21 protein-coding genes, 1 tRNA gene and 1 pseudogene are annotated in these 23,141 nt (G+C 67.2%); 15 read left to right on the forward strand and 8 right to left on the reverse strand.

What is annotated here, in order from left to right; translation table 11 throughout:
* Window positions 1–6: 6 nt before the first annotated feature.
* Entirely contained in the window at window positions 7–1,014 is a 1,008-nt protein-coding gene (locus tag ACODRW_RS19920) for a helix-turn-helix domain-containing protein (RefSeq protein WP_488906526.1), read from the reverse strand.
* A 284-nt stretch (window positions 1,015–1,298) separates the two neighbouring features.
* Here ACODRW_RS19920 and ACODRW_RS19925 point away from each other — a divergent pair, with 284 nt between their 5' ends.
* The 4 genes from ACODRW_RS19925 to ACODRW_RS19940 all read left to right on the forward strand — a co-directional run bounded on the left by ACODRW_RS19925 (window position 1,299) and on the right by ACODRW_RS19940 (window position 6,340).
* Window positions 1,299–2,798: an aldehyde dehydrogenase family protein gene (locus tag ACODRW_RS19925; RefSeq protein ID WP_107798705.1), complete on the forward strand. Its 1,500-nt coding sequence runs from the start codon at window positions 1,299–1,301 to the stop codon at window positions 2,796–2,798.
* A gap of 37 nt (window positions 2,799–2,835) precedes the next feature.
* A complete protein-coding gene (locus ACODRW_RS19930) occupies window positions 2,836–4,167 on the forward strand; it encodes an aspartate aminotransferase family protein (protein ID WP_227107739.1) in 1,332 nt (443 codons plus the stop codon).
* A gap of 102 nt (window positions 4,168–4,269) precedes the next feature.
* Entirely contained in the window at window positions 4,270–5,772 is a 1,503-nt protein-coding gene (locus ACODRW_RS19935) for an APC family permease (protein ID WP_235087854.1), read from the forward strand.
* On the forward strand, window positions 5,753–6,340 hold the full coding sequence (locus tag ACODRW_RS19940; protein ID WP_488906527.1) for a DUF3156 family protein: 588 nt from the start codon (window positions 5,753–5,755) through the stop codon (window positions 6,338–6,340). Before ACODRW_RS19935 ends, ACODRW_RS19940 begins: the two co-directional genes overlap by 20 nt.
* Window positions 6,341–6,371: 31 nt before the next feature.
* Here the strand turns inward: ACODRW_RS19940 and hpaR are convergent, their stop codons facing one another.
* On the reverse strand, window positions 6,372–6,812 hold the full coding sequence (gene hpaR, locus ACODRW_RS19945; protein ID WP_253315220.1) for a homoprotocatechuate degradation operon regulator HpaR: 441 nt from the start codon (window positions 6,810–6,812) through the stop codon (window positions 6,372–6,374).
* Between the two features lie 114 nt (window positions 6,813–6,926).
* On the opposite strand from hpaR, the gene ACODRW_RS19950 reads away from it, so the two are divergent.
* A complete protein-coding gene (locus tag ACODRW_RS19950; protein ID WP_488906528.1) occupies window positions 6,927–7,721 on the forward strand; it encodes an SDR family NAD(P)-dependent oxidoreductase in 795 nt (264 codons plus the stop codon).
* Window positions 7,722–7,737: 16 nt separating this feature from the next.
* On the opposite strand, the gene ACODRW_RS19955 is transcribed toward ACODRW_RS19950, so the two are convergent.
* The 5 genes from ACODRW_RS19955 to ACODRW_RS19975 form a co-directional block, all read right to left on the reverse strand.
* The gene (locus ACODRW_RS19955; RefSeq protein WP_488906529.1) at window positions 7,738–8,562 is read right to left on the reverse strand and encodes a MoaF C-terminal domain-containing protein; all 825 of its coding nucleotides are present in this window, start codon (window positions 8,560–8,562) and stop codon (window positions 7,738–7,740) included.
* Between the two features lie 57 nt (window positions 8,563–8,619).
* A complete protein-coding gene (locus tag ACODRW_RS19960; RefSeq protein WP_488906530.1) occupies window positions 8,620–9,732 on the reverse strand; it encodes a class II histone deacetylase in 1,113 nt (370 codons plus the stop codon).
* Window positions 9,729–10,895 carry an MFS transporter gene (locus tag ACODRW_RS19965; RefSeq protein ID WP_488906531.1) on the reverse strand — a complete coding sequence of 389 codons (1,167 nt, stop codon included), beginning with the start codon at window positions 10,893–10,895 and terminating at the stop codon, window positions 9,729–9,731. The genes ACODRW_RS19960 and ACODRW_RS19965 overlap by 4 nt, the downstream gene beginning before the upstream one ends.
* 119 nt (window positions 10,896–11,014) lie before the next feature.
* Window positions 11,015–11,800 (reverse strand): substrate-binding periplasmic protein, encoded by a 786-nt coding sequence (locus ACODRW_RS19970; RefSeq protein ID WP_488906532.1) that lies wholly within the window; start codon window positions 11,798–11,800, stop codon window positions 11,015–11,017.
* Between the two features lie 163 nt (window positions 11,801–11,963).
* Window positions 11,964–12,039: transfer RNA gene (locus ACODRW_RS19975), tRNA-Ala, on the reverse strand.
* A gap of 176 nt (window positions 12,040–12,215) precedes the next feature.
* On the opposite strand from ACODRW_RS19975, the gene hpnC reads away from it, so the two are divergent.
* The 8 genes from hpnC to ACODRW_RS20015 all read left to right on the forward strand — a co-directional run bounded on the left by hpnC (window position 12,216) and on the right by ACODRW_RS20015 (window position 18,831).
* Window positions 12,216–13,028, forward strand: a complete 813-nt coding sequence (gene hpnC / locus ACODRW_RS19980; RefSeq protein WP_474453831.1) for a squalene synthase HpnC — start codon at window positions 12,216–12,218, stop codon at window positions 13,026–13,028.
* Window positions 13,029–13,105: 77 nt separating this feature from the next.
* On the forward strand, window positions 13,106–13,951 hold the full coding sequence (gene hpnD, locus ACODRW_RS19985) for a presqualene diphosphate synthase HpnD (protein WP_107801710.1): 846 nt from the start codon (window positions 13,106–13,108) through the stop codon (window positions 13,949–13,951).
* A 7-nt stretch (window positions 13,952–13,958) separates the two neighbouring features.
* Complete coding sequence (gene hpnE / locus ACODRW_RS19990) at window positions 13,959–15,227, forward strand: hydroxysqualene dehydroxylase HpnE (RefSeq protein WP_253315227.1); 1,269 nt, start codon at window positions 13,959–13,961, stop codon at window positions 15,225–15,227.
* A gap of 61 nt (window positions 15,228–15,288) precedes the next feature.
* Entirely contained in the window at window positions 15,289–16,044 is a 756-nt protein-coding gene (locus tag ACODRW_RS19995) for an SDR family oxidoreductase (RefSeq protein ID WP_227107746.1), read from the forward strand.
* 15 nt (window positions 16,045–16,059) lie between these two features.
* On the forward strand, window positions 16,060–16,623 hold the full coding sequence (locus ACODRW_RS20000; RefSeq protein WP_107798718.1) for a hypothetical protein: 564 nt from the start codon (window positions 16,060–16,062) through the stop codon (window positions 16,621–16,623).
* Window positions 16,624–16,650: 27 nt separating this feature from the next.
* Window positions 16,651–18,012, forward strand: coding sequence for a DNA repair protein RadA (radA, locus tag ACODRW_RS20005; RefSeq protein WP_227107748.1), 1,362 nt, complete (start codon window positions 16,651–16,653; stop codon window positions 18,010–18,012).
* A gap of 82 nt (window positions 18,013–18,094) precedes the next feature.
* Window positions 18,095–18,655 (forward strand): sigma-70 family RNA polymerase sigma factor, encoded by a 561-nt coding sequence (locus tag ACODRW_RS20010; protein ID WP_107798720.1) that lies wholly within the window; start codon window positions 18,095–18,097, stop codon window positions 18,653–18,655.
* On the forward strand, window positions 18,652–18,831 hold the full coding sequence (locus ACODRW_RS20015; RefSeq protein WP_107798721.1) for a zf-HC2 domain-containing protein: 180 nt from the start codon (window positions 18,652–18,654) through the stop codon (window positions 18,829–18,831). Before ACODRW_RS20010 ends, ACODRW_RS20015 begins: the two co-directional genes overlap by 4 nt.
* Before the next feature lie 116 nt (window positions 18,832–18,947).
* Here ACODRW_RS20015 and ACODRW_RS20020 read toward each other — a convergent pair whose 3' ends face one another.
* Window positions 18,948–19,304: a DUF2325 domain-containing protein gene (locus ACODRW_RS20020; RefSeq protein WP_043590020.1), complete on the reverse strand. Its 357-nt coding sequence runs from the start codon at window positions 19,302–19,304 to the stop codon at window positions 18,948–18,950.
* 714 nt (window positions 19,305–20,018) lie between these two features.
* Between ACODRW_RS20020 and ACODRW_RS20025 the strand changes: the two genes are divergently transcribed.
* Together ACODRW_RS20025 and ACODRW_RS20030 are read left to right on the forward strand one after the other, a co-directional pair.
* The gene (locus tag ACODRW_RS20025) at window positions 20,019–22,559 is read left to right on the forward strand and encodes a TonB-dependent receptor (protein ID WP_488906533.1); all 2,541 of its coding nucleotides are present in this window, start codon (window positions 20,019–20,021) and stop codon (window positions 22,557–22,559) included.
* A gap of 161 nt (window positions 22,560–22,720) precedes the next feature.
* Window positions 22,721–23,141, forward strand: a pseudogene (locus tag ACODRW_RS20030) (hypothetical protein); the annotation flags it as partial.

The raw sequence follows: 23,141 nt of genomic DNA on the forward strand, positions 1-23,141 counted from the left end.
TCGCGTCTAGTCCGCTGGATCGTTGACCGGCTCCAGTCCGCGCGCGCCGGGAGGCGCGCCCAGATGGGCCAGAGCCCGGCCGCGGGTGTGTGACGGGGCCTCGCCGAACAGCTTGCGGTAATCGGCGGCGAAATGGCCCAGGTGGTAAAAGCCCCAGGCGCCGGCGGCGTCGCGCACGCCGTGGCCGGGCCGCGCCGGGTTCAGCAGCATCCGGCGCACCGCGTTCAGGCGGATGGAGCGCAGATAATCGACCGGCGTGGTGTCCGCCACCAATTGAAAGCTGTTTTGCAGCGTGCGGCGGCTGACGCGCAGCCGGCTGCACAGCTCCAGCACCGTCACCGGCTCGTCCGGCTTGGCCAGCGCCAGCGCCTGGCTGCGCCTGACGATGTCGCAATGGGTGGCGAAGGTCAGGTTGCCGCGGCGCTCGCCCAGCGCGCCGTCCGCCAAGGCGTCTTGCAGCAGGCTGAGCAACTGGTGCTGGATCACTTTCTGGTTGCCGGCGTAGGACAGCAGCGCCGGGTCCAATAAAGCCTGTTCGAACACGCCGTTCAGCAGCGCGCGCAGCGCCGCCAGCGCGGCCGGCCGGGCCGGGAACACCGGCGTTTTGCCGCGGGCCTCGCGCAGCGGGCGGCACAGCGCGGGCGTCAGTTCGGCCAGATCCTCGTAAGGCACCGACACCTGGATGGAATCCGCGCCCGGCGGCAAATGGAGGACGAAGTCCTCGCCGCCGCGCAGCGCCATCAGGGCGTCGTCGGGCACGGCGACGCCCTGCAGGCTCAGCGGCGACGGCGCGCGGATGGGCAGCGCGAAATGGATCATGCCGCCGGGCGCGCGGCCTTGCTGCACCACGCGCTGGTTGAAGCTTTCGCGAAAAATATCCAGGCGCGCGGTGCGCACCCGGCTCAAGGTGCTGCGGAAGCGGCCGCCGCTGATCTGGCTGTATAGCTGCTCCCAGCCGGGCAGGGCCTCGGCGTGCAGGTGGGCGTCGTCAAAGCAACGGGCTGCGGCAATCATCTGCTTTCTCCGGTGGGTGGGGGTGGAGTCCGCCTGTTCTCGGTCCATTCTCTGGATCTCAAAATGATTAATATGTTATTTAAATCGAAATGTCCAGCGCTCTTTGCGTCGCTTAAGCATTGTTTTTACTGAATGTTTCCATCTGGCGACATGCTGCGCCGCAACGAGAAGGGCCGGGTCGCGCTTTGCCGATTTGGGATCAGCCGCGGCGGCGGCGCTGGGTATATTGGGCCATCGCCGGCCGCGCCTACGCGGCGGCAAGCTTGATCGAAAAGGAGACGAGGATGGATCAAAACCTGGTGCCGGTGCTGGATTCGGTGCGGGCCTTTCTGGAACGGGAGCACGGGCTGTGGATAGACGGCAAGCCGCGGGCGGCTTTGTCCGGCCGGCGCAAGGACGTGCGCAATCCGGCCAGCGGCGCGGTGATCGCCAGCGTGGCGGACGGCGAGGCCGCCGATGTGGACGCGGCGGTGGGCAGCGCGCGGCGGGCTTTCGAATCCGGCGTCTGGTCCGGCCTGCGGCCGGCCGAGCGCGAACGCGTATTGCTGAGGCTGGCGGATGTGCTGGAAGCGCACGCCGAGGAGCTGGCGCAGCTGGAAACGCTGAACCAGGGCAAGTCCATCCATCTGGCGCGGGCCATCGAGGTGGGCGGCTCCATCGAATACGTGCGCTATATGGCGGGCTGGGCCACCAAGATCACCGGCGAAACCCTGGACGTGTCGATTCCGGCGCCGCCGGGCGCGCGCTTCACCGCCTTCACCCGGCGCGAGCCGGTGGGCGTGGCCGCCGGCATCGCGCCGTGGAACTTCCCTTTGATGATCGCCTTGTGGAAAACGGTGCCGGCCTTGGCGGCCGGCTGCACGGCGGTGTTGAAGCCGGCCAGCGAGACGCCGCTGAGCGCCTTGCGCCTGGCGGAGCTGGCGCTGGAGGCCGGGGTGCCGCCGGGCGTGTTCAATGTGGTGACCGGGCGCGGCGAGGCGGCGGGCCGCGCGCTGGCGGGGCATCCGCTGATCGGCAAGGTCAGCTTCACCGGCTCCACCGAGGTGGGCAAGGCCGTCGGCCACGCCGCGCTGGACAATATGACCCGGCTGGCGCTGGAGCTGGGCGGCAAGAACCCGATGCTGGTGCTGGGCGACGCCGACATCGACCAGGCGGTGCGGGGCGCTTTGCTGGGCGGCTTTCTCAATCAGGGCCAGGTCTGCGCCGCCGCCTCGCGGCTGTACGTGCACCGCAGCAAGTTCAATCTGTTCGCCGAGGCGCTGTCCGCCGCCGTGGCCGGCATGCGGCTGGGGCCGGGCATGGATCTGGACGCCCAGGTCAACCCGCTGGTGTCGCAGCGGCGGCAGCAGGCGGTGTGCCGGCTGATCGAGCGCGGCCGCGCCGCCGGCGCCCGCGTGCTGACGGGCGGCGGCGCCGCCGACTTGCCCGGCTATTTCGTGCAGCCCACGGTGATGGCGGACCTGGCGCCGGACAATCCGGTGGCGCGCGAGGAAGTCTTCGGCCCGGTGCTGGCGTTGATGCCATTCGACGAGGTGGACGAGGCGGTGGCGCTGGCCAACGACACGCGCTACGGCCTGGCCGCCAGCGTGTGGACCAATGATTTGTCGGCGGCGCTGGACATCGTGCCGCGTTTGCAGGCCGGCACAGTCTGGGTCAACAGCCATATACCGCTGGACCCGGGCATGCCCTTCGGCGGCTACAAGGAATCCGGCCTCGGCCGCGAGTTCGGCAAGGGCGCGGTGGAGAGTTTCACCGAGATCAAATCGGTCTGCATCGCCCATTGAGCGCGGACGCGCTTCCACTTTGATTCAGGAGAAAGACATGTCCTACGACAAGGCCCGTTTCTGGCACCCCATGCTGCATCCCAACGCAATGAAAGAGCGGACGCCCATCCGCATCGTGCGCGGCGACGGCTGCCATGTGTTCGACGACCAGGGCGTCAAGCTGGTGGACGGCGTGGCCGGGCTGTGGAACGTCAACGTCGGCCACAACCGCGCCGAAATCAAGCAGGCCATCGCCCGGCAGCTGGACGAGCTGGAGTATTTCCAGCTTTTCGACGGCATCTCCCATCCGCGGGCGGAGGAGTTGTCCGCGCTGCTGATCGACATGCTGCGGCCGGAAGACATGGCGCGGGTGGTGTTCAGCTCCGGCGGCTCGGACGCGGTGGAAACCGCGCTCAAGCTGGCGCGCCAATACTGGCGGCTCAAGGGCCAGCCGGACCGGGTCAAATTCATCTCCTTGAAGCAGGGCTATCACGGCACCCACTTCGGCGGCGGCTCGGTCAACGGCAACACGGTGTTCCGCCGCAATTACGAACCGCTGCTGCCCGGCTGCTTCCATGTGGAAACCCCGTGGCCCTACCGCAACCCCTTCACCGACGACCCTGAGGAGCTGGCCGAAATCTGCGCGCGGATGCTGGAGCGCGAAATCCTGTTCCAGAGCCCGGACACGGTGGCGGCCTTCATCGCCGAGCCGATACAGGGCGCCGGCGGCGTCATCGTGCCGCCGGCCAGCTATTGGCCGCGGGTGCGCGAGGTGTGCGACCGCCACGGCGTGCTGCTGATCGCCGACGAGGTGGTCACCGGCTTCGGCCGCTCCGGCTCCATGTTCGGCAGCCGGCTGTGGGGGGTGAAGCCGGACATGATGTGCCTGGCCAAGGGCATCTCCTCCGGCTATCTGCCGCTGGGCGCCACCGTGGTCAATCAGCGCGTGGCGGACGCCTTCGCCGCCAACGGCGATTTCGGCGGCGTCATCATGCATGGCTACACCTATGCCGGCCACCCGGTGGCCTGCGCCGCCGCCCTCGCCAATCTGCGCATCGTGCAGGAGGAAGACCTGCCGGCTAAGGCGGCGGAAACGGGCGCCTACCTGCTGGAGCGGCTGCTGCCGCTGGCCGAGCGTTATCCGGCGGTGGGCGAGGTGCGCGGCAAGGGCTTGATGCTGGCCCTGGACCTGGTCAAGGATAAGGCCAGCCGGGAGCCGATAGACCCGCAAAGCGGCTACGCCGACAAGGTGGCGGAGATCGCGCGCCGGGCCGGCGCGCTGGTGCGGCCGGTGGGCAGCAAGATCATTCTATCGCCGCCGCTGGTGTTGCAGCGCGAGCACGCCGATGTGATCGCGTCGGCCTTGGAAGCCGGGCTGGCCGAGGCCTGAACGGCCCGACCCGAACGGGGAGCAGCCGGCCGCGCCGGCACGCCGCCAGGAAGACAGAGAGCGGCGGCCGGCGCGGCGGCGGATGGAAGAGGGAGGAGAACCATGTCTGTTAGCGAACGTTTGAGCCGCAGCCTGAGCCGCGGCGTGGTGGGCTTTCCGGTGGCGCTGGCCAGCTCGGTGGGCGTGGTGATGGCCAGCCCGGTGATACTGACCGCCACCAGCGGCTTCGGCATGGCCGGCGGCACTTTCGCGCTGGCCATGCTGATCGCCTATCTGATGATGCAGGCGCAGGCCACCACTTTTGCCGAAGCGGCGGCGATGCTGCCGACTTCCGGCGCGGTGTACGATTACATCAGCGCCGGCCTGGGCCGCGGCCTGGCCATCGCCGGCACCTTGTCGGCCTATCTATTGGTGCATGTGTTCGCCGGCACCGCCGAGACCATATTGTCCGGCATCATGGCGCTGGTGAATTTCGACCATCTCAACACCATGCTGGAAAAGAGCGGCAGCGCCTGGATGGTGGGTGTGGGCCTGGTCATCGTTTTCGGCGCGCTCAACGCGCTGGGCGTGACCCTGTTCGGCAAGGCCGAGGTGGCGCTGACCTTCGGCATGTGGGCGACGCTGACCGTCTTCGGCGTGGCCGGCCTGCTGCGCGCGCCGGCGGTGGATCTGGGCGGCTGGTTCGGCGCGCCGCTGCGTCTGGACGACCCGGGCCTGCTGCTCAGCCTGGTGGGCATGGCGATGTTCATGTTCGTCGGCGCGGAGCTGGTGACGCCGCTGGCGCCGGAGCTGCGCGATTCCGGCCGCGCCATTCCGCGGGCTTTGAAGATGGGGCTCAGCGGCGTGGCCGTCACCATGCTGCTGTACGGCGCGGCCATGGTGAGGCAGGTGGCCAATACGCCGCTGGACCCGGCCCATGCGGACGGCCCGCGGCTGCTGGACACGCCGATGGCGCTGCCGGCCTTCGCCGAGCGGGTGATGGGGCCCTTCGGCAAGATCTGGCTGGGCGTCGGCTTGCTGCTGGCCGGCGCGGCGACGATCAACACCCTGATGGCGGCGCTGCCGCGCATCCTGTACGGCATGGCCCAGGACGGCGCCTTGCCGCGCTGCTTCGCCTATCTGCATCCGCGTTTCAACACGCCGTGGTGCGGCATCGCGGCGGCGGTGCTCATCCCCTGTGTCCACGCCTGGTTGATCCAGGGCGATCTGGACCGCATCATGCCCCTGGTGCTGGCGGCGGTCTGTTCCTGGGGCGTGGCCTATCTGCTGGTGACGCTGTCCGTGGTGCGGCTGAGGCTGACGCGGCCGGATTTCCCGCGCGCCTACCGCTCGCCGTGGTTTCCGCTGCCGCAGATCGGCTCCGCGCTGGGCATCGTGCTGGCGATCTGTTTCATCACCCCGCCCGGCATGCAGGCGCGCGACATCTACCTGCCCTTTGGCTGGATGCTGGGCCTGACCCTGGTGTACGCGCTGCTGTGGACCTTGCTGGTGCAGAAGGTCAACCCGTTCCGGCCGGTGCCGCTGGAGCGGATTCTGGACACGCAGTGCCAGGGCGAGGACGAGGCCTTGCGGCGGGAGCTGGAACGTGTGGCCGCGGCTGGTTGAGGCCTGGCGCAGGCCGGGCGGCTATCGTCCGGGCGCGACGCTGGCGCGGCTGAGCCTGGACTGGCCGGAGCTGGATTGCCAGGCCGGGGAGGAGGCGGAGCGGCGTTTTCGCTTTCCGCACGGGGAGTGGAGCTTTTCGGCGCGGGAGCGGGTGGAGGCGGGCTGGCTGGCCTATATGGTGGCTTGCGAGTTCCGGCTGACGGTGCCGGGCGCGCCGGGCCGCGCGCGCATCCGCCTGCGTCACGGCGGCTTCTGGCGTCGCCGCGGCATCGTCGTCGATTTGCTGGACGGCGACGCGGCGGCGCTGGCGCCGCTGCTGGAGCGCTTGCGCGCCGACGCGGATGTGCGCGCCGCGCTGTCGCCGCTGGACTTCAAGCGTTGCGAGCTGCACGGCGGCCAGGACGGCTGGTTGCTGTGTCTGGAACCTTACGGCGCCAGCGAGGTGGCGTGCCGGCTGCCGCCCTTGCGGCGCTACATCGGCCTGCGCGGCGTGCAGGGCCTGGCGGTGCTGGCCAGCCTGGCCGCCTGCCGCCGCGTCTTGCTGGCGGCGGAGGCGGGGCGGGGCTAGGTCTGGCGGGCGGTCCGCTCTTGAACAGGTTCTAAGACGGCGCGGGCAGGCTTTCCAACTCATCCAGCAAGGCGAGCAAGGCTTGCAGCTTGGCCTGGGAAAAATGGGCTTCGATCTGGCGGTAACAGTCGTTGGACAGCGGAATGATGCGCTGGGTCAGCGTCTTGGCGCGCTGCGTCGGCGTGACGATCAAGCGACGGTTGTCCGCTTGGGCGCGGTGGCGGTAAACCAGATCGTCCCTTTCCATGCGCGCCAGGATGCCGCTGAGGCTGGGCGGGTGGATGCCGGCGCGCTGGGCGATCTCGCCGGCTTCCATGTTTCCGCGTTCCGCCAGCAGACGCAGGACGCGCCATTGCTGTTCCGACAGGCCGTGACGGCTCAGCACCGGACGGAAGTAGGACATCACCGCTTCGCGCGCGCGCAGCAGGCGTTGCGGCAGTTGGTATTGGTAGGGACGCTGCGTAGGGTCCATGGCGGCTCCTTGGTTTAAAGTCGCGGGAGGGTAAGGGGGGCGGCCTGTTTACTTTAAATGAATATATTAACATAATGCCGTCGGGTTTAGACGGCGAACGACAAGGAGGCTGAGATGTCTTTGCGCGATAAAACCATAGTGATCACCGGCGCGGGCTCCGGCATCGGCGCCGCTTGCGCGCGGCGCTTCGCCGCCGAAGGCGCGCGGCTGGCCCTGGTGGGACGGCGGGCCGGCCCCTTGCTGGCGCTGGCGGAGGAAACCGGCGGTCTGGCCTTGGCCGGCGACGCCGCCGACGCCGCGGCCTGGGAGGATTTCCTGGCGCGCATCCGCGCGCGTTGGGGCAGGGTGGACGGCTTGGCCGCCTGCGCCGGCGGCCTGGGCATGGGCGCGGCGCTGGACACCGACGACGCGGCCTGGCGCGCCGCGATGCGCGCCAATCTGGACACCGCCTTCGTCAGCGCCCGCGCCTGCCTGCCGGACCTGATCCGGCAGGGCGGCAGCATGGTGTTGCTGGCCTCCATCGCCGGCCTGGCGGCCGGGCCTGCGGCCTGCGGCTATGTGACGGCCAAGCACGCCTTGCTGGGCCTGGCCCGGTCGCTGGCGTGCGACTACGGGCCGGCGGTGCGGGTCAACGCGCTGTGTCCGGGCTGGGTGCGCACGCCGATGGCGGACGAGGAGATGCGGCCGCTGATGGCGGCTTATGGCGAGGACCTGGACGCCGCCTACCAGCGCGTCACCGCCGATGTGCCGTTGCGGCGGCCGGCGACGCCGGAGGACATCGCCGCGGTCTGCCGTTTCCTCTTGTCCGACGAGGCGGCCATGGTCAGCGGCGCCTGCCTGACGGCGGACGGCGGCGCGACGGCGGTGGATGTGCCGACGCTGGCGTACTCCCGGCTGGCGCGGGACTGAAGCCCGGCGCGGCTCCTCAGCCGCGAACGTGGTTGACGACGCTGGCCCGCGCGCCCACCCGGAAGTTGCGGGTGGCGCCGAAGCCGCCGTCCTGATAGCCGAAGATCTTGCCGTCGGTGCGCATCCGTTCCAGATCGATCAGGATCACGCCCAGGGTGGGGATGATTTTTTCGCGCCAGACGAATAAATACAGCCGCTCCGCCACTTGCAGGCAGTGGCAGCGGTCGACATCGGCCAGGCCGCGCTCCACGCCCTCCAGGCAGTGCCAGGCGTAGAAACTGTCGTTCAGATAAATGTGTTCGTAGCACTCGGTGGGGCTGTAGCGGTAGCGGTTGCGCATGCCGATCAGCTCCGCGCTGGGCGGATGCGGCGGGACGCTCGCGGCGGCCTGGTCGACGGCGCCGTGGAGGAACTCGACGTCCACGCCGGTCAATTCCAGTTGGCGCTCCACCCGGTCGAAAGCGCAGATCCGCGCGGCGTCGGCGTCGGGCAGCCGGCCCAGAACCAGGGTGAAGCGGCGCTGCGCCAGGTCCAGGATCAGGCTGAGGGACTGCGCGGCCGGGCCCTGGTGACGGAAATCGATGAAATAGACGCCGGCGCGCAAGGAGCTGGCGTGGAAGCCGTCTATCTCCGCCAGCGCCGAGGCTAGCCCCGGACGGTCAAGGACGACGCGGGCGTCGCCGCCGGCTTGCAGCCGGCAGTCCGCGGCGCTGTCGTCGTCGAAGCACAGCCGCAGGCTGCGGCCGTCCAGCTCGGCGCAGCGGGGCAGGGTCAGGCTGTCGGGCGCGAAGCCGTCGGCCAGCGCGCCGACCTGGATGAATTCGGGAGTGGGATTGGACATGGGGCGGCTCCTTATCGATGGCTAAATGGCGGACTCGGATCGTTTTGGGGCGGGCGCTCACAACCCGAGCCGCTCGGCCTGCGCTTCCAGCAGGCGCGTTTGCAGCTCGCGCAGCGGCGCGCCGGGCTGCTGCGCGATGATCAGTTCCAGCAGCGGGTCCCGCACCTCGGTGCGGACGCCGGACAGCGCCTCCAGCGCGGCCAGGCCGCAAAAGGGCACGTAGGCCTCGGAATAGCCGCCCTCGTGCAGCAGGACCAGCCGTCCGCCCGCCTCGGCGTCGGCGTAGTCGGCCAGCTGCCGCGTCATCTCGCGGAAGGTGTCGCTGTGCGCCTGCATTCTGGCCAGGGGATCGACGGCGTTGGCGTCGTAGCCGCAGGCGACGATGATCAACTCGGGCCGGAAACGCCGCAGCGCCGGCAGCACCAGCAGCCGCATCGCGTCCAGATAGGCCTGGTGGCCGCCGCCGGGCAGCAAGGGGATGTTCAGATTGGCGTCCAGGCCCTCGCCCTCGCCGCGGTCCTCGGCCCCGCCGTAGCCGGGCGGATAACAGCCGTCCTGATGCAGGGAGAGGGTCAGCACATCGCCGCGCCGGTAAAAAATGGACTGGGTGCCGTTACCGTGGTGTACGTCCCAATCGACGATGGCGACGCGGCTCAGGCCGTGGCGGGCGATGGCCAGCTCCGCGGCGAGGGCGGCGTTGGCCAGAAAACAGAAGCCCATCGCGCCGTCCGCCGAGCAATGATGGCCGGGCGGGCGCGACAGCGCGTAGGCCTTGTCCGCCTCGCCGGCGAGCACGGCGTTCACCGCGGCCCAGGCCAGGCCGGCGGACAGTTTGGCGATTTCATAGCTGCCGGGGCCTATCGGCGCCTGCGGTCCCAGCTCGCCGCCGCCGGCGTCGCTGAGCGCCTTGAAGCGCTGCAGATAGGCGGGCGTGTGCACGCGCAGCAGCGCGTCCTCGTCCAGGGGCGGCGCGCCGCGCGTTTGCAGCCGGGCGCCGAGGCCGGACACGTCCATCAGGCTTTTCAGCCTGCGCTTGCTGTCCGGGGATTCGGCGTGGCCGCCGCCGGAAGGCGGTTGCACCCAGCCGCCCACCGGCAGGATCTGAGCGTGGGGGCCGGCGCTGTGCCACAGGCAGAGTTCGTCGAAGAAAAACGCGGTGCGGGCGGTCATTGCGGACTCCTGACGCTTGCGGGCCGCAGCGTCAGCAACAGGGCCAGCGACAAGGCGGCGAGTCCCATGGCGACGAGCAGCAGGGTTTGAGGGTTTTGGCCGCGGGCGGCCATTAATTCGCCGGCCAGCGCCGGTCCCAGCGCCAGGCCGCCGCCTATCGCCAGATTGACGGTGTTCATCAGCCGGCCGCTGTGATCCAGCGCGGCCAGCGTGGCCAGAATGAAGGGCAGGATGAAGGTCCACGCGTATTTGAAGACGAGGGCCGCCGCGGCGAAGCGGCCGGCGCGCGGCGCGCCCAGCAGCAGGGCCAGCGCCAGCAGCATCAGCCCGTAGCCGGCGATCAGCAGACGGCGGCGCGCGCCGCGACCGCCGATCGCCGCGGCGCAGACCGAACCGGCGATGCCCATCAGCGTGGCGAGGGCCAGCCAGTCTCCGCTTTGCTCCGGGCTCAGCCCCGCCTGGGCGGCGATGCTGCCGATGAAAGTCCAGGTGCCGCTCAGGCTGACGTAGAAGCATAAGGTGGCGGCCGCCCCGATCAGCGCCGGGCGCCAGGGCGTCGCTCCCGCGCCGGACGGCGCGGCGGGCCGGGCCGCTATGGACGGAAAACAGCGGGCCAGCGGCAGGCAGAGGGCCATCAGCGCCGCCAGGCTCAGATAACAGGCGGCGACGCCGTGACGGGCGAACCAGGCCGGAAACAGCAGCAGGCCCAGGGCGCCCAGCGCCAGCTGGCCGCACACCCACAGGCCGTAGGCGCGTTCGGGATTGGGGCTGGCCGCGGCGGTGGACAGGCATAAAATCATCAGCGAGCCGCCGGCCAGCGCGCTGAGCAGCCGCAGCGGCAGCAGCTCGGCGTAAGTGGCGGCGAAACAGGAGGCGAGATTGGCGGCGATGAACAGCCAGGCGGCGCAGGCGGCGGCGCGCCGCCAGTCCACGCGCGGCAGCCAGAAATAGGCCGGCAGCGTCGCCAGGCTCATCGCGCCCAGCTCCACCGCGAACAGGCGGCCGATGCGTTCCGGCCCCAGGCCGAACTGGCTGGCCAATTGGCCGGCCAGCGCCGGCGCGGTCATCAGCACCAGCGGCGCGACGGCGGCGAAGGCGATCAGGGCGATCAAGGCGCCGCCGCGGACGGGCGCGACGGTATGGGCGGGCAGACGAACGCTCATGTTTTCCCCCGGCGGGCGAGTGGTGAACCAGAGCTTACGCTCGCAAGATTCGCGTTTGGGGGCAAGCGGACGGACGGCGTTTTGCCGATTTGGGATAGCGGGGGCGCAACACGGCGGCGTCAGCGGTTGAGCTGGCGCAGCGCGTCTTGCAGGGCCTTGCGGTACTCGGGGGTTTCCCGCGTCTGGGCGATGGCTTCCCAGAATTGGCGGGTCAGCTTGGGGTGGCCGTCCGCGAAGCGGTGGGAAAAAATCAGGTAGTAAGGCTTGGCGACCAGGTCCGGCCCCACTTTTTCTATCCTGTCCCTATAGGCCGGATTGCCCGCCAGCAGGCTGTCGCCGGTCAGCGTGGGCAAGGCCAGGGCGCCGATGCGGCGCGCCAAGAGCTTGTTCAGGTTCTGCTCCGGATTGCGCGAACTGTCGTCCACCTGCGCGCCCAGCGCCTGAAGCTGGGCGATGACGGAGAAGCCGGTCTGCGCGCCGACGGCGCCTTCCAGGTGGCTGAGGCTTTGCCCGTCCCATTCCAGCGGCGAGCCTTTCAGCCGGTACAGGCTGTAGCTGTCCAGATGCATGCGCATCGCCGGGTCGGCGGCGTCGCCTTTCATCGGATAGACGCCGATGCGCAGCCGTTCCGGCTTGAAGCTGATCTCGAAGACGCCGTCCAACTGATTGTTCTGCACCTCGTTCAGGCAGCGCACCCAGGCCATCTCCCGGATTTCCAGCTTGATATTGCTTCTTTGGGCGGCGGACTTCAGCATCTGCAAGCTCAGGCTGGGGCCGTTCTGGCTGCGCCACGGCGGCGAGTCCATGTCTTCGGTGCACAGCCGCAGGCTGGCCGGGCGCGGCTCAGCCGCGGCGCCGAAGGCGCACAGGGACAGCAGCAGGAAGATCAGGCGGGCACGCGGCATACGGAAGCTCCGCGACGGGAGGGGATGGACTTGCTTTAGTTATTTGCGCCGCAACAAAAAAAGGCAAGCGGGAAAAGGGCGGGGACAATGCAAAAAGCCGATTCCTCGGAATCGGCTTTTGCTGCGCGCCGCGCTGGGCGGCATCTCGCTGTGAAGCAGTTTTTGGTGGAGGTAAGCGGGATCGAACCGCTGACCTCTTGCATGCCATGCAAGCGCTCTCCCAACTGAGCTATACCCCCGCACCGGCTGCGTTTCACAGTGCTGCGCAGTATATGGCAGCGGCAGGAGCGTGTAAATAGTTTCCGCCGCTTTTTTTGGATAATTTTCCGGCGGCGGCGCGGCGGCCGGCATAGGAGGGGCCGGAGCGCTCGGTTATAATCGCCCATTCGCCAGCCATACAACAGGAAGCAAGCCGATGTCGGTTGGGCATTACGAGAATTTCCCGGTGGGCTCCATCCTGCTGCCGCGCAGGATGCGCCGCGCCGTGCACGCCATCTACCATTTCGCGCGTTACGCCGACGACGTGGCGGACGAGGGCGACGACGCCCCCGAGCTGAGGCTGGCCGAACTGGACCGCCTGGGCGCGGAGCTGGAGCGCATCGGCGCCGGCCAGACGCCGGACACGGCCATGATGCGCAATCTGGCGGCGGCGATCGCCGAGCATGGCCTGGACTTGCAGCCGTTTCACGATCTGCTGGCGGCCTTCCGCCAGGACGTGGGGAAAACCCGCTACCGCGATTACGCGGAACTGGCGGATTACTGCCGCCGTTCCGCCAATCCGGTGGGCCGGCTGATGCTGGCGCTGTACGGCGAGAACGATAGGCGCTCGCTGGCGATGTCGGACGGCATCTGCACCGCCTTGCAGCTGATCAATTTCCTGCAGGATGTCGAGCTGGACTGGCGCAAGGGCCGGGTCTACTTGCCGCAGGAGGATTTGCAGCGCTTCCGGGTGAGCGAGGCGCAGATCGCCGCGCGCGACGCCGGCGGCCTGTGGCAGCCTATGATGCGCGCCCAGATCGAGCGCGCGCGCAAGATGTTGCAGGCCGGCGCGCCGCTGGGCAAAGTGTTGAAGGGCCGGATGGGGCTGGAACTGAGGCTGATCATCCTGGGCGGCGAACGGATACTGAAAAAGCTGCACGACTCCGGCGGCGACGTGTTCCGCCGCCGTCCGGTGCTGGGATGGCGCGACTGGATTTACATGCTGTGGCGCGCGGCGCGCGCCAAGTGAGCGCCGCGGCGCGACGACGATGAATATGATTGAAGGACGGCGGCCCGCCGCGGCCGCCGCTTGGACAGGAGTGGCGCGTGACGCCTGATCAGTATTGCGAAGACAAGGCCGCCGCCAGCGGCTCCAGCTTCTATTACAGCTTCCGCTTCTTGCCGGAGTCGCGCCGCCGCGCGATTACCGCGCTGTACGCCTTCTGCCGCGAGGTGGACGACGTGGTGGACGAATGCCACGACCCCGGCGTGGCCAGCGCCAAGCTGGCCTGGTGGCGCGGCGAAATCGCCAAGCTCTACCAGGGCGCGCCGGAGCACCCGGTGATGCAGGCGCTGCAGCCGCACGCGCGGGCTTTCGGCCTGCCGCAGAGCGAGCTGGAAGAAATCATAGACGGCATGGCCATGGACCTGAGCATGGTGCGCTACCAGCGTTTCCAGGACCTGCTGCTGTACTGCCACCGCGTGGCCGGCGTGGTGGGGCAACTGGCGGCGCGCATCTTCGGCTACGGCGACGAGAAGACGCTGGAGTACGCGCACGAGCTGGGCATCGCCTTCCAGCTGACCAACATCATCCGGGACGTGGGCGAGGACGCGCGCCGCGACCGCATCTATCTGCCGATGGAGGAGTTGCAGCGCTTCAATTGCCCGGCGATGGACATTCTGCACTACGAGGAAAGCCCGGCCTTCAAGGACTTGATGGAATTCCAGATCGAGCGCGCGCAGCAATACTACCGTCAGGCCTGGGAAATGCTGCCGGCGGCGGACCGCAAGTCTCAGCGCCCCGGCCTGCTGATGGCCGCGATCTACCGCGCCACGCTGGAGGAGATCAAGCTGGACGGCCCGGCCAAGGTGCTCAATCAGCGGCTGTCACTGACGCCCATCCGCAAGCTGTGGCTGGCATGGAAAACCTGGACTTTCGGCTACCGGCCGTGAGCTGCGCATGAGCAGGCCGCGCGTCGCCGTGATCGGCGCCGGCTGGGCCGGCCTCGCCGCCGCGGTGGAGCTGGCCGGGCGGGCGGAGCTGACCGTGTTCGAGGCCGGCCGCGAGCCGGGCGGCCGCGCGCGCCGCATCGGCGTGCCCGGCAGCCGGCTGGACAACGGCCAGCACATCCTGATCGGCGCGTATCGCGAATGCCTGCGGCTGATGGCCGCGGTGGGCGTGGACGAGAGCCGGGCCTTGCTGCGCCTGCCGATGAACTGGCGGCGCCAGGGCGGCATCAGCCTGAGCTGCCCGCGGCTGCCGGCGCCCTTGCATCTGGCGGCCGGCCTGCTGACGGCGCGCGGCATAAGCTGGCGCGACAAGGCGCGGCTGGCGCTGGCCTTGCAGCGTTTGAAAGGACAGGGCTGGCGGGTGGAGCCGGATTGCGCGGTGACGCAATGGCTGCTGGAGCAAGGGCAGTCCGAAACGCTGATCCGCGAATTCTGGCGGCCGCTGGTGTTGTCCGGCCTCAACACGCCGCCGGAGCAGGCGTCGATGCGGGTGCTGGCCGCGGTGCTGCGCGACAGCCTGGGCGCGGAGCGCGCCGCCAGCGATCTCTTGCTGCCCAAAGTGGACTTGTCCGCCCTGTTCCCGGAGCCGGCCTGGCGCTGGCTGGCGGCGCGCGGCGCGGATCTGCGCGCCGGCCGGCGCGTGCGCGGCGTGGCGGCGGATTCAACGGGGGTGAGCGTGGACGGCGAGCGCTTCGACGCCGCCGTGCTGGCGGTGGCGCCGTATCACGCGGCGGAACTGACGGCGGATCCAGCGCTGCGCCAGCTGACCGATGCTTATCGTTATTGGCCCATCTACACCGTCTACCTGCAGTTTGAAGGCGCGGTCCGTTTGCCGGCGCCGATGTGCGCCTGCAGCGGCGGCGTCGGCGACTGGCTGTTCGACCGCGGCGCGCTGATGGGCGAGACCGGCTGGGTGGCCGCGGTGATGAGCGCGCCGCAGCATCTGGACGCGCTTGCGCAAGAGGAACTGGCTGCTTTGGTGGAGGCCGACGTGCGCCGGCTTGATCCGCGCGCCGGCCGGCGGCTTGATTTCCGGGTGCTGGCGGAGCGGCGGGCCACTTTTGCCAGTTTGGTCGATATGAGGCGACCGGCGCAGCCAAGCCCGGTACAATCGCTTTATTTGGCGGGAGATTGGACGCATGCTGATTATCCTGCCACTTTGGAGGGGGCCGTCCGAAGCGGCGTCGCAGCCGCCCGCGCGGTGATTGGAAGACTGTGAGCCATCCGGCGGCCGCAGGGGCGCGCCGCCGATGGCCCTGATTACAAGATAGCGAAAAAAAATGACGACAGATATCGCCTCTAACGCATTCAAGGACCGCGTGGTGCTGATTACCGGCGCCTCCCAGGGCATAGGCCGCGAGGCCGCGCTGACGTTGGCGCGTCACGGCGCCACCGTGGTGTTGCTGGCGCGCAGCGTCAAAGGCCTGGAGAAGGTCTACGATGAAATAGCGGCCGCCGGAGGGCCGGAGCCGGCGGCGGTGCCGCTGGACCTGCTGAAGGCGGCGGAGGGCGATTTCAACAATCTGGCGATGATGATCAAGCGCGAGCTGGGCCGCCTGGACGGCATTCTGCACTGCGCCTCGCATTTTTACGCGCTGTCGCCGCTGTCCAATCAGACGGTGGAAGAATGGATGGACCAGTACCGGATCAATACCGTGGCGCCGTTCGCGCTGACCCGGGCCTGTCTGCCGCTGTTGAAGGATTCGCCGGACGCGGCGGTGCTGTTCGTCGGCGAAACCCACGGCTTGCACCCGGCGCCGTACTGGGGCGGTTTCGGCGCGTCCAAGGCCGGCCTCAACTACCTGACCCAGGTGGCGGCCAATGAATGGGACGTTTACCCGCAGTTGCGCGTCAACCAGCTGATCCCGGGGCCGGTGAATTCGCCGCAGCGCAACCGCACCCACCCGGGCGAGGACAAGTCCGAACGCGGCAATCTGTCCGAACTGATGCCGCATTTGCTGTACTGGCTGGGGCCCGCCAGCCAGGGCCGCAGCGGCGAGATCGTGGAACTGGATTTGCGCGCCCGGCGCGCTTGAGGGGAAGGGGGAGGCATGAGCATAGGGCGATGGCTATGGTTGCCGCTGTTGCTGGCGTTGACCGGCTGCAACTGGGTGGGCAACGTCACCGGCTTGACCAAGGACGCCAATAAGGCGATAGGCGCGGCCTGCCGTCAGACCGGCCGTTCGCTGGAAGAGTGCTATCTGCGCAATCCCGAAGCCGACAAGGCGGCGATTTACGCCGGCTGGCGCGAGATGAACGAGTACATGGCCAAGAACAAGCTGGACACCATGGAGCCGCCCCGGGAAGCCTCCGCCTCCGCCGGCATGCCGGCGCCCACCGCCAGCGGCCACGGCGCCGCGTCCGCGCCGGCGGAAAAATCCAGCGCCAACACCTCTCCCTCCGGCCCCAGGCCGCTGAGCAACGAAGAAGCCGAACGCGCCGCGCGCACCGATCCACAAGTGGAGGCGGTGCTGGCGGCCATCCGCAACAAGCCCGCCGGCGAAGGCGGGGAAAAGTCCAAGGCGGCCTCCGGCGCGGAGCCGGAGCAGAAACGCCTGCTCAACATCATCAATGAACTCAATAAGAACAGCCCTGCGCCTGGTTCGCACGGCTGAGCCCGCCCACTTCTTTCCGTTGTCCTGATGGCAAAAATCAAAACCGTATTCAGTTGCGCCGAGTGCGGCGGTCAAACGCCCAAATGGCAGGGCCAATGCCCGCATTGCAACGCCTGGAACACGCTGACCGAGGCGGTGCAGGCCGCGCCGGCGGCCAACGCCCGTTTCCAGTCCTGGAGCGACAGCGCCACCCAGGTGCAAAAGCTGTCCGATGTGCAAACCGAGGAAGTGCCGCGCGATCCGTCCGGCATCGACGAGCTGGACCGGGTGCTGGGCGGCGGCGTGGTGCGCGGCGCGGTGATCCTGATCGGCGGCGATCCCGGCATCGGCAAATCCACGCTATTGCTGCAAGCGCTGTCCGAAATCGGCGCGCGCCGCAAAGTGCTCTATGTGTCCGGCGAGGAATCGCCGCAGCAGATCGCGCTGCGCGCCACCCGTTTGGCGGTGGCCACCGAGCGCGTCAACCTGCTGGCGGAAATCCGGCTGGAAGCCATCCTGGAAACGCTGAAGCGCGAGCAGCCGGAAGTGGCGGTGATCGACTCCATCCAGACCCTGTACACCGACCAGGTGACCTCGGCGCCCGGCTCGGTGTCCCAGGTGCGCGAATGCGCGGCGCAGCTGACGCGCATGGCCAAGCAGACCGGCATCACCATCCTGCTGGTGGGACACGTCACCAAGGAAGGTTCGCTGGCCGGCCCGCGCGTGCTGGAGCACATGGTGGACACCGTGCTGTATTTCGAGGGAGATTCCCACTCCAATTACCGGATGATACGCGCGATTAAGAACCGTTTCGGCGCGGTCAACGAGCTGGGCGTGTTCGTGATGACGGACCGCGGCCTCAAGGGCGTGTCCAATCCCTCGGCCATCTTCCTGTCCTCTTACCGCGACGATGTGTCCGGCTCCTGCGTGCTGGTCACCCAGGAGGGCAGCCGGCCCTTGCTGGTGGAAATCCAGGCCTTGGTGGACGACTGCCACGGCTTCCAGCCCAAGCGCCTGACCGTGGGCCTGGAGCAGAACCGCCTGGCCATGTTGCTGGCGGTGCTGCACCGCCACGGCGGCGTCGCCTGCTTCGATCAGGACGTGTTCCTCAACGCGGTGGGCGGGGTCAAGATCAACGAACCGGCGGCCGATCTGGCCATCATCCTGGCCATGGTGTCCTCCTTGCGCAACAAGCCCTTGCCGGAAAAGCTGGTGGTGTTCGGCGAAGTGGGCCTGGCCGGCGAGGTGCGCCCGGTGGCGCGCGGCCAGGAGCGCTTGAAGGAAGCGGCCAAGCTGGGCTTCACCCGCGCCATCGTGCCGCAGGCCAACAGCCCGCGCCAGCCGATAGAAGGGCTGCGGGTGATCGCGGTGGAGCGCCTGGATCAGGCGGTGGAATTCTGCCGCGAGTGAGCGGCAAGAGCCTGTTTACGATCTGCTGCGTCTCGCTTTAGCTCGCGAGATCGTAAACAGACTCTAAGAAAGCGGATAGCGAATGATAGAAGACCGAGACATAGAAGCGGAACGCCCTTATCTGTTCCGCTACGCGCTGGCGCAATTGCGCGAGAAGGACGCCGCCGACGAGGCGGTGCAGGAAACGCTGCTGGCGGCGCTGGAGTCCCGCGCCTCCTTTAGCGGCAAATCCACGCTGCGCACCTGGCTGACCTCCATCCTGCGCTTCAAGCTGATCGACGCCTTGCGCCGCAAGGGCAAGGAGAAGCTGTTCGAATCGCTGGAGAACGAGGCCGACGACGGCGATTTCGACGGTCTGTTCAGCCGGGACGGCCATTGGCGCGAGCCGGTCAAGGCCTGGAGCGGGCCGGAGCAGTCCTTGATCTCGCGCCAGTTCTGGGAGGTGTTCGAGCAGTGTTCGGAAGTGATGCCGCGCCGCACCGCGATGGTGTTCGTGATGCGCGAGGTGATGGGCATGGAGATCGCGGAGATCTGTAAGAATCTGGAGATCAGCGCGACCAACTGTTCCGTATTGCTGTATCGCGCCCGCATGAGCTTGCGGGAATGTTTTTCGATTCGCTGGAGCCGGGAGGCTAGCGTATGAAGTTGAGTTGTCGTCAGGCCAGCCGTTTGATCTCGGCCTCGCAGGATCGTCCCTTGAGCCAGTGGGAACACGTGCGTCTGCGCGTGCACCTGTTCATGTGCGGCAATTGCCGCAATTTCTCGCAACAGCTGAAGCAGTTGGGGGAGGCCGCGCGCAAGGCGGGGCGCGGGGAGTAGCCATTTGAAAGCGCAAGGGGAAACCGGCCTTCTGGCCGGTTTTTTCTTGCCCGCGGCGCGGGATAAAAAGAAGCCGGCGCAAGCCGGCTTTTAACTTCAAGGGTGGTAAGAAAAAATCAGCGCTTGCGCTTGCCGCCGCTCTTGGCCGCCGCGCACTGGTGCGGGCAGGCGGCGCATTGGCTGTCGTTGAGGCCGGCTCCGGTGAGCGATTGCTTGAGCGCACAGACCGAGCGGCGGCAGGCGATGAAGCGGATCTGGTTTTCCGAGGCCAGTTCGCGGAAATGGCGCATCACGTTGTGGCCCAGAAAATCGGTGAACAGAATCAAGAGGTCGGTGCCGGCCGGCAGGCGGTCCACCTTGCGCTGGTGCGAGCTGTTGCGGCCGCTGACGTGACGATGGATGTTGATGCCGAAATCGCGCAGCACATCCGGAATATTGCCGAGGGTATCGGCTCCCACAAGCATGGCATTCATTGGACATCCCTCCTGGGTGAATTTTTAGAAATGATAATCGTTATCATTTAGCCGGTCAATCACAAACTTTGAAAATGGCAATCAGGACAGGGGTGAACTGTGGCGGATCGGTCGCGCCGCGTGGGCCGATTGCCCGAGAGAGCGGCGCCGGCGGCGGGTCTTGCATGAGCGCGCTTCATGCCGGGCCGGCGCGCGGGGCGAGGGCGGCCGGCTGGCCGGCGTGGCGTAATCCGCGGCCGCGCCGCCTGCCGGAGGAGATTTAGAAAGTGGCATCTGAATAATGCATGGCAGCCACCAGCTTTTTACATGTAACAAGTATTAAAAACACAGAATAAGAAGTATTTACGCTGCGCTGTTTTTAACGCAATTGCAAAAAAGCAACATGCTTACGGGATAGATGCATGCCTTTTTTTTGTAGTTTCTGCTCTAGGTATGCGATGAGGGTTTTTGTATATTGGATTTCTAATGCCGGTTAGACGCTTGTTTAATAAAGGTTTTGAGCCCTTAAGAATCATTGCTTAAAACATAGTGCCTGCTCGCTCTGAAGATGGCGGGGGGCCGCCGCGGAAAAGTTTATTGACGCTGATCATGATTAATTCGCACACTCGGATCGCCTTCGGTTCAGATCAAAAAATGAGCACAACGATGCTCTGAATAGAGCCATAAACCCGACGAGGTCAGTGGCCGGATGAACTTACAAGGGATTGGAGAATCATGAACTATCGCAAGAAGAGAATCGCGCTGGCGCTCGCCATGCTCGGCGCCGGAGCCATGCCTCTGGCCCATGCGGACGACGCAAGCGGCACCCTGGACCGAGTGGAGATCACCGGCTCCAACATCAAGCGCTCCATCAAGCAGGAGCAGGCGATCCCGATGACCATCATCAAGACCGACGACCTGATCAAACAGGGCATGACGTCGGTTGAGCAAGTGGTCAACAGCCTAGCCGCCAACCAGTCCTCCCAGGGGGCCAACGCCGCGGTGGGCGCTTCCACCGGGGGGGCTTCCTACGCCAGCCTGCGAGGCCTGGGTCACCAGTACACCTTGATCCTGCTGGACGGCCGCCGCATCGTGAACCAGCCAATGGACGGCACCTCGGTCGACCTCAACGCCATTCCGCTGACGGTGATAGACCGCATCGAAGTGGTGCGCGACGGCGCTTCCGCCATCTACGGCACCGACGCCATCGGCGGCGTGATCAACTTCATCACCAAGAAAACCATGCAGGGCCTGTCCATCGGCGGCGAGTTTCTGTCCCCGCAGCGTTCCGGCGGCCAGGAGCGCAGCGTCAACCTGTCCTACGGCTACGGCGATCTGGGCAAGGACGGCTTCAATATCTACGGCGCTTACGAGTATCACAAGACCAACAAGATCATGGCCACCCAGCGTGATTTCGCGTCTCAGATCACCAGCAGCACCAAGCGCAGCGTCAACAGCTTTCCCCCCAACTACCTGTTGCCCAGCGGCGACCTGATTACCGGCTCGCCCAATTGCGCGCCGCCGTATTCGACGCCGGACGGCAGCGGCGCTTGTTCGCAGCTGTATTCGCTGTATCCGTCCATCCAGCCCGAGGTCGAGCAGCAGACCGGCGTGCTCAAGGGCACCACCCGCATCGGCGACCACGAGCTGTCCTTGCAATATCTGGTGACCGAAACCAAGAACACCACCTGGGTGGCGCCGACGCCGTTCTCCGGCGACGTGACTTCGCCGACCGCGCCGGGTCAGAACCCGGCGGACGGCCCGTTCCCGGTGTATGGCCGCTCGGTGCCGGCCGGCGCGCGCGTGGACAGCACCACCGCCACCACCCAGCGTTTGCAGATGAATCTGGAGGGCTTGATCGCCGGTTGGGATTACCGCGCCGGTCTCGGCCACTCGGAAAGCAAGGTCACCCACGATCTGGACGGCGGCTACCTGAGCCAGAGCAAGCTGCAGAGCGCGTTGAACAGCGGCTTCGATCCAGGGACTTCCGATCCGGCCGCCTGGAAACCGTTCTCGTCCAGCGGCCGCATCGAGCAGGCCAAGTCCAAACTCGATCTGGCGGATTTCAAGGTCAGCAAGGAAGTGCTGCAACTGCCGGCCGGCATGCTGGCGGTGGCCATCGGCGCCGAGGCGCGCCGCGAAACCATCGAGCATACCTACAACCATGCGCTGTCCACCGACACCCTGAGCACCGGCCTGACCAAAACCAACGACGGCAGCGGCCAGCGCAGCGCCCAGGCCTTGTACGGCGAGCTGGACATCCCGGTGATCAAGCATCTGGACGCCAACCTGGCGGTGCGTTACGACCACTACAGCGATTCCGGCAGCTCGGTGAATCCCAAGGTGTCGCTGAAGTACCAGCCGGTGCCGCAACTGCTGCTGCGCAGTTCGGCCAGCACCGGCTTCCGCGCGCCGTCGCTGTACGACATTAATCAACCCGCCCAGCAGCAGCTGACCGCCAAGAACTACACCGACCCGGTATTGTGCCCGGGCGGCGTGGCGCAGCCGGGCGCCGGTTCGTCCTCTTGCGTCAAGACGCAGCAAAATCTGCTGACCGGCGGCAACAAGAGCCTGCAGCCGGAAAAATCCTCGTCCATCTCCTTCGGCATGGTGCTGGAGCCGGTCAAGGACCTGACCACCAGCGTGGACTTCTGGTGGACCAATATCCAGAACTCCATCGGTTCGCTGAACGAGCAGACCATCTTCGCCAACCCGGGCAAATACGCCAATTTGTTCGTCCGGGATTCGAAGAACAATCTGCTGTACGTGACCGACCTCACCGACAACCTGGGCAACACCAGCGCCGCCGGCGTCGACCTGGGTTTCTCCTACCGTCTGCCGCGCACCTCGGTTGGCGATTTCACGGTGAATCTGGACGGCACTTACATCAGTAAGCACAGCTTCCAGTACGAGAAGGGCGGAGACTACCACAGCGATCTGGGCGCCTATGTCAACGGCAGCCCCACCTTCCGCTGGCAGCACAATCTGGCGCTGAACTGGATGCGCGGCTCGTGGAGCGGCATCTTGGCCCAGGCTTACAAGTCCGGTTACACCGATTCCGACCCCAGCCACATGGTCAAGCCTTACTCCACCTGGAACCTGTCCGGATCCTACGCCTGGAACAAGCAACTGACCGTGACCGCCGGCATCAAGAACCTGTTCGACCAACTGCCGCCGTGGAGCAATCAGGGCGAAACCACGCCCCAGGGCTATGACCCGCGCTTCACCGACGCGGTGGGCCGAGCCTACTTCGTGAAGGCCAGCTACAAGATGTAACTCCGCCATGCCGGGACGGCCTTGCGCCGCCCCGGCTGGAGGGAGGACGCAGGAACCGGCTTTCGCGCGAAGGCCGGAGTGGCAAATGGCGGCCGCGCCGGCTCCGCCCGCTCACAAGGCGGGGAGGGGCCGGTCTAGTCGCCGCAATTGTGGGTATAAACATGACGAGCATCACAGCCAGAGGAATCGGCGGTCCCCCGCCCAAGCGCCGCATCGCGGGCTTGGTCGGCGTGATCGTCTTCCATGCACTGTTGATCTACGCGCTGGTGTCGGGCCTGGCCCAGGGCGTGGTCAAAGTGATCCAGCAAAAAGTGGAAGTGGCGGTCATCAGCGAACCGCCGCCGCCTCCGCCCCCTCCGCCCCCCAAAATAGAAAAAGTGGTGCAGCCCACCGCCGCGCCCAAGCCGCAAGCCTATGTGCCGCCGGTGGTCAATCCGCCGCCGGTCACCTCCACGGCCAACGCGATCCAGTCCACCACCTCGGACCCGGCGCCGCAGCCGGCGCCCACCCCCGCCCCGGCGGTGGAGGCGCCCAAGGGCCCGGTGTCGGCCAAGGCCAACTGCACCCAGCTGCAAGCCCCGG

This window comes from Chromobacterium sp. FG89 (genome assembly GCF_057808735.1).

Excerpts from the sequence above, each read along its gene's own strand:
- ACODRW_RS19920 (WP_488906526.1), bottom strand. The coding sequence starts at position 1,014 with ATGATTGCCGCAGCCCGTTGCTTTGACGACGCCCACCTGCACGCCGAG.
- ACODRW_RS19925 (WP_107798705.1), top strand. The coding sequence starts at position 1,299 with ATGGATCAAAACCTGGTGCCGGTGCTGGATTCGGTGCGGGCCTTTCTG.
- ACODRW_RS19930 (WP_227107739.1), top strand. The coding sequence starts at position 2,836 with ATGTCCTACGACAAGGCCCGTTTCTGGCACCCCATGCTGCATCCCAAC.
- ACODRW_RS19935 (WP_235087854.1), top strand. The coding sequence starts at position 4,270 with ATGTCTGTTAGCGAACGTTTGAGCCGCAGCCTGAGCCGCGGCGTGGTG.
- hpaR (WP_253315220.1), bottom strand. The coding sequence starts at position 6,812 with ATGGACCCTACGCAGCGTCCCTACCAATACCAACTGCCGCAACGCCTG.
- ACODRW_RS19950 (WP_488906528.1), top strand. The coding sequence starts at position 6,927 with ATGTCTTTGCGCGATAAAACCATAGTGATCACCGGCGCGGGCTCCGGC.
- ACODRW_RS19955 (WP_488906529.1), bottom strand. The coding sequence starts at position 8,562 with ATGTCCAATCCCACTCCCGAATTCATCCAGGTCGGCGCGCTGGCCGAC.
- ACODRW_RS19960 (WP_488906530.1), bottom strand. The coding sequence starts at position 9,732 with ATGACCGCCCGCACCGCGTTTTTCTTCGACGAACTCTGCCTGTGGCAC.
- ACODRW_RS19965 (WP_488906531.1), bottom strand. The coding sequence starts at position 10,895 with ATGAGCGTTCGTCTGCCCGCCCATACCGTCGCGCCCGTCCGCGGCGGC.
- ACODRW_RS19970 (WP_488906532.1), bottom strand. The coding sequence starts at position 11,800 with ATGCCGCGTGCCCGCCTGATCTTCCTGCTGCTGTCCCTGTGCGCCTTC.
- hpnC (WP_474453831.1), top strand. The coding sequence starts at position 12,216 with ATGTCGGTTGGGCATTACGAGAATTTCCCGGTGGGCTCCATCCTGCTG.
- hpnE (WP_253315227.1), top strand. The coding sequence starts at position 13,959 with ATGAGCAGGCCGCGCGTCGCCGTGATCGGCGCCGGCTGGGCCGGCCTC.
- ACODRW_RS19995 (WP_227107746.1), top strand. The coding sequence starts at position 15,289 with ATGACGACAGATATCGCCTCTAACGCATTCAAGGACCGCGTGGTGCTG.
- ACODRW_RS20000 (WP_107798718.1), top strand. The coding sequence starts at position 16,060 with ATGAGCATAGGGCGATGGCTATGGTTGCCGCTGTTGCTGGCGTTGACC.
- radA (WP_227107748.1), top strand. The coding sequence starts at position 16,651 with ATGGCAAAAATCAAAACCGTATTCAGTTGCGCCGAGTGCGGCGGTCAA.
- ACODRW_RS20010 (WP_107798720.1), top strand. The coding sequence starts at position 18,095 with ATGATAGAAGACCGAGACATAGAAGCGGAACGCCCTTATCTGTTCCGC.
- ACODRW_RS20015 (WP_107798721.1), top strand. The coding sequence starts at position 18,652 with ATGAAGTTGAGTTGTCGTCAGGCCAGCCGTTTGATCTCGGCCTCGCAG.
- ACODRW_RS20020 (WP_043590020.1), bottom strand. The coding sequence starts at position 19,304 with ATGAATGCCATGCTTGTGGGAGCCGATACCCTCGGCAATATTCCGGAT.
- ACODRW_RS20025 (WP_488906533.1), top strand. The coding sequence starts at position 20,019 with ATGAACTATCGCAAGAAGAGAATCGCGCTGGCGCTCGCCATGCTCGGC.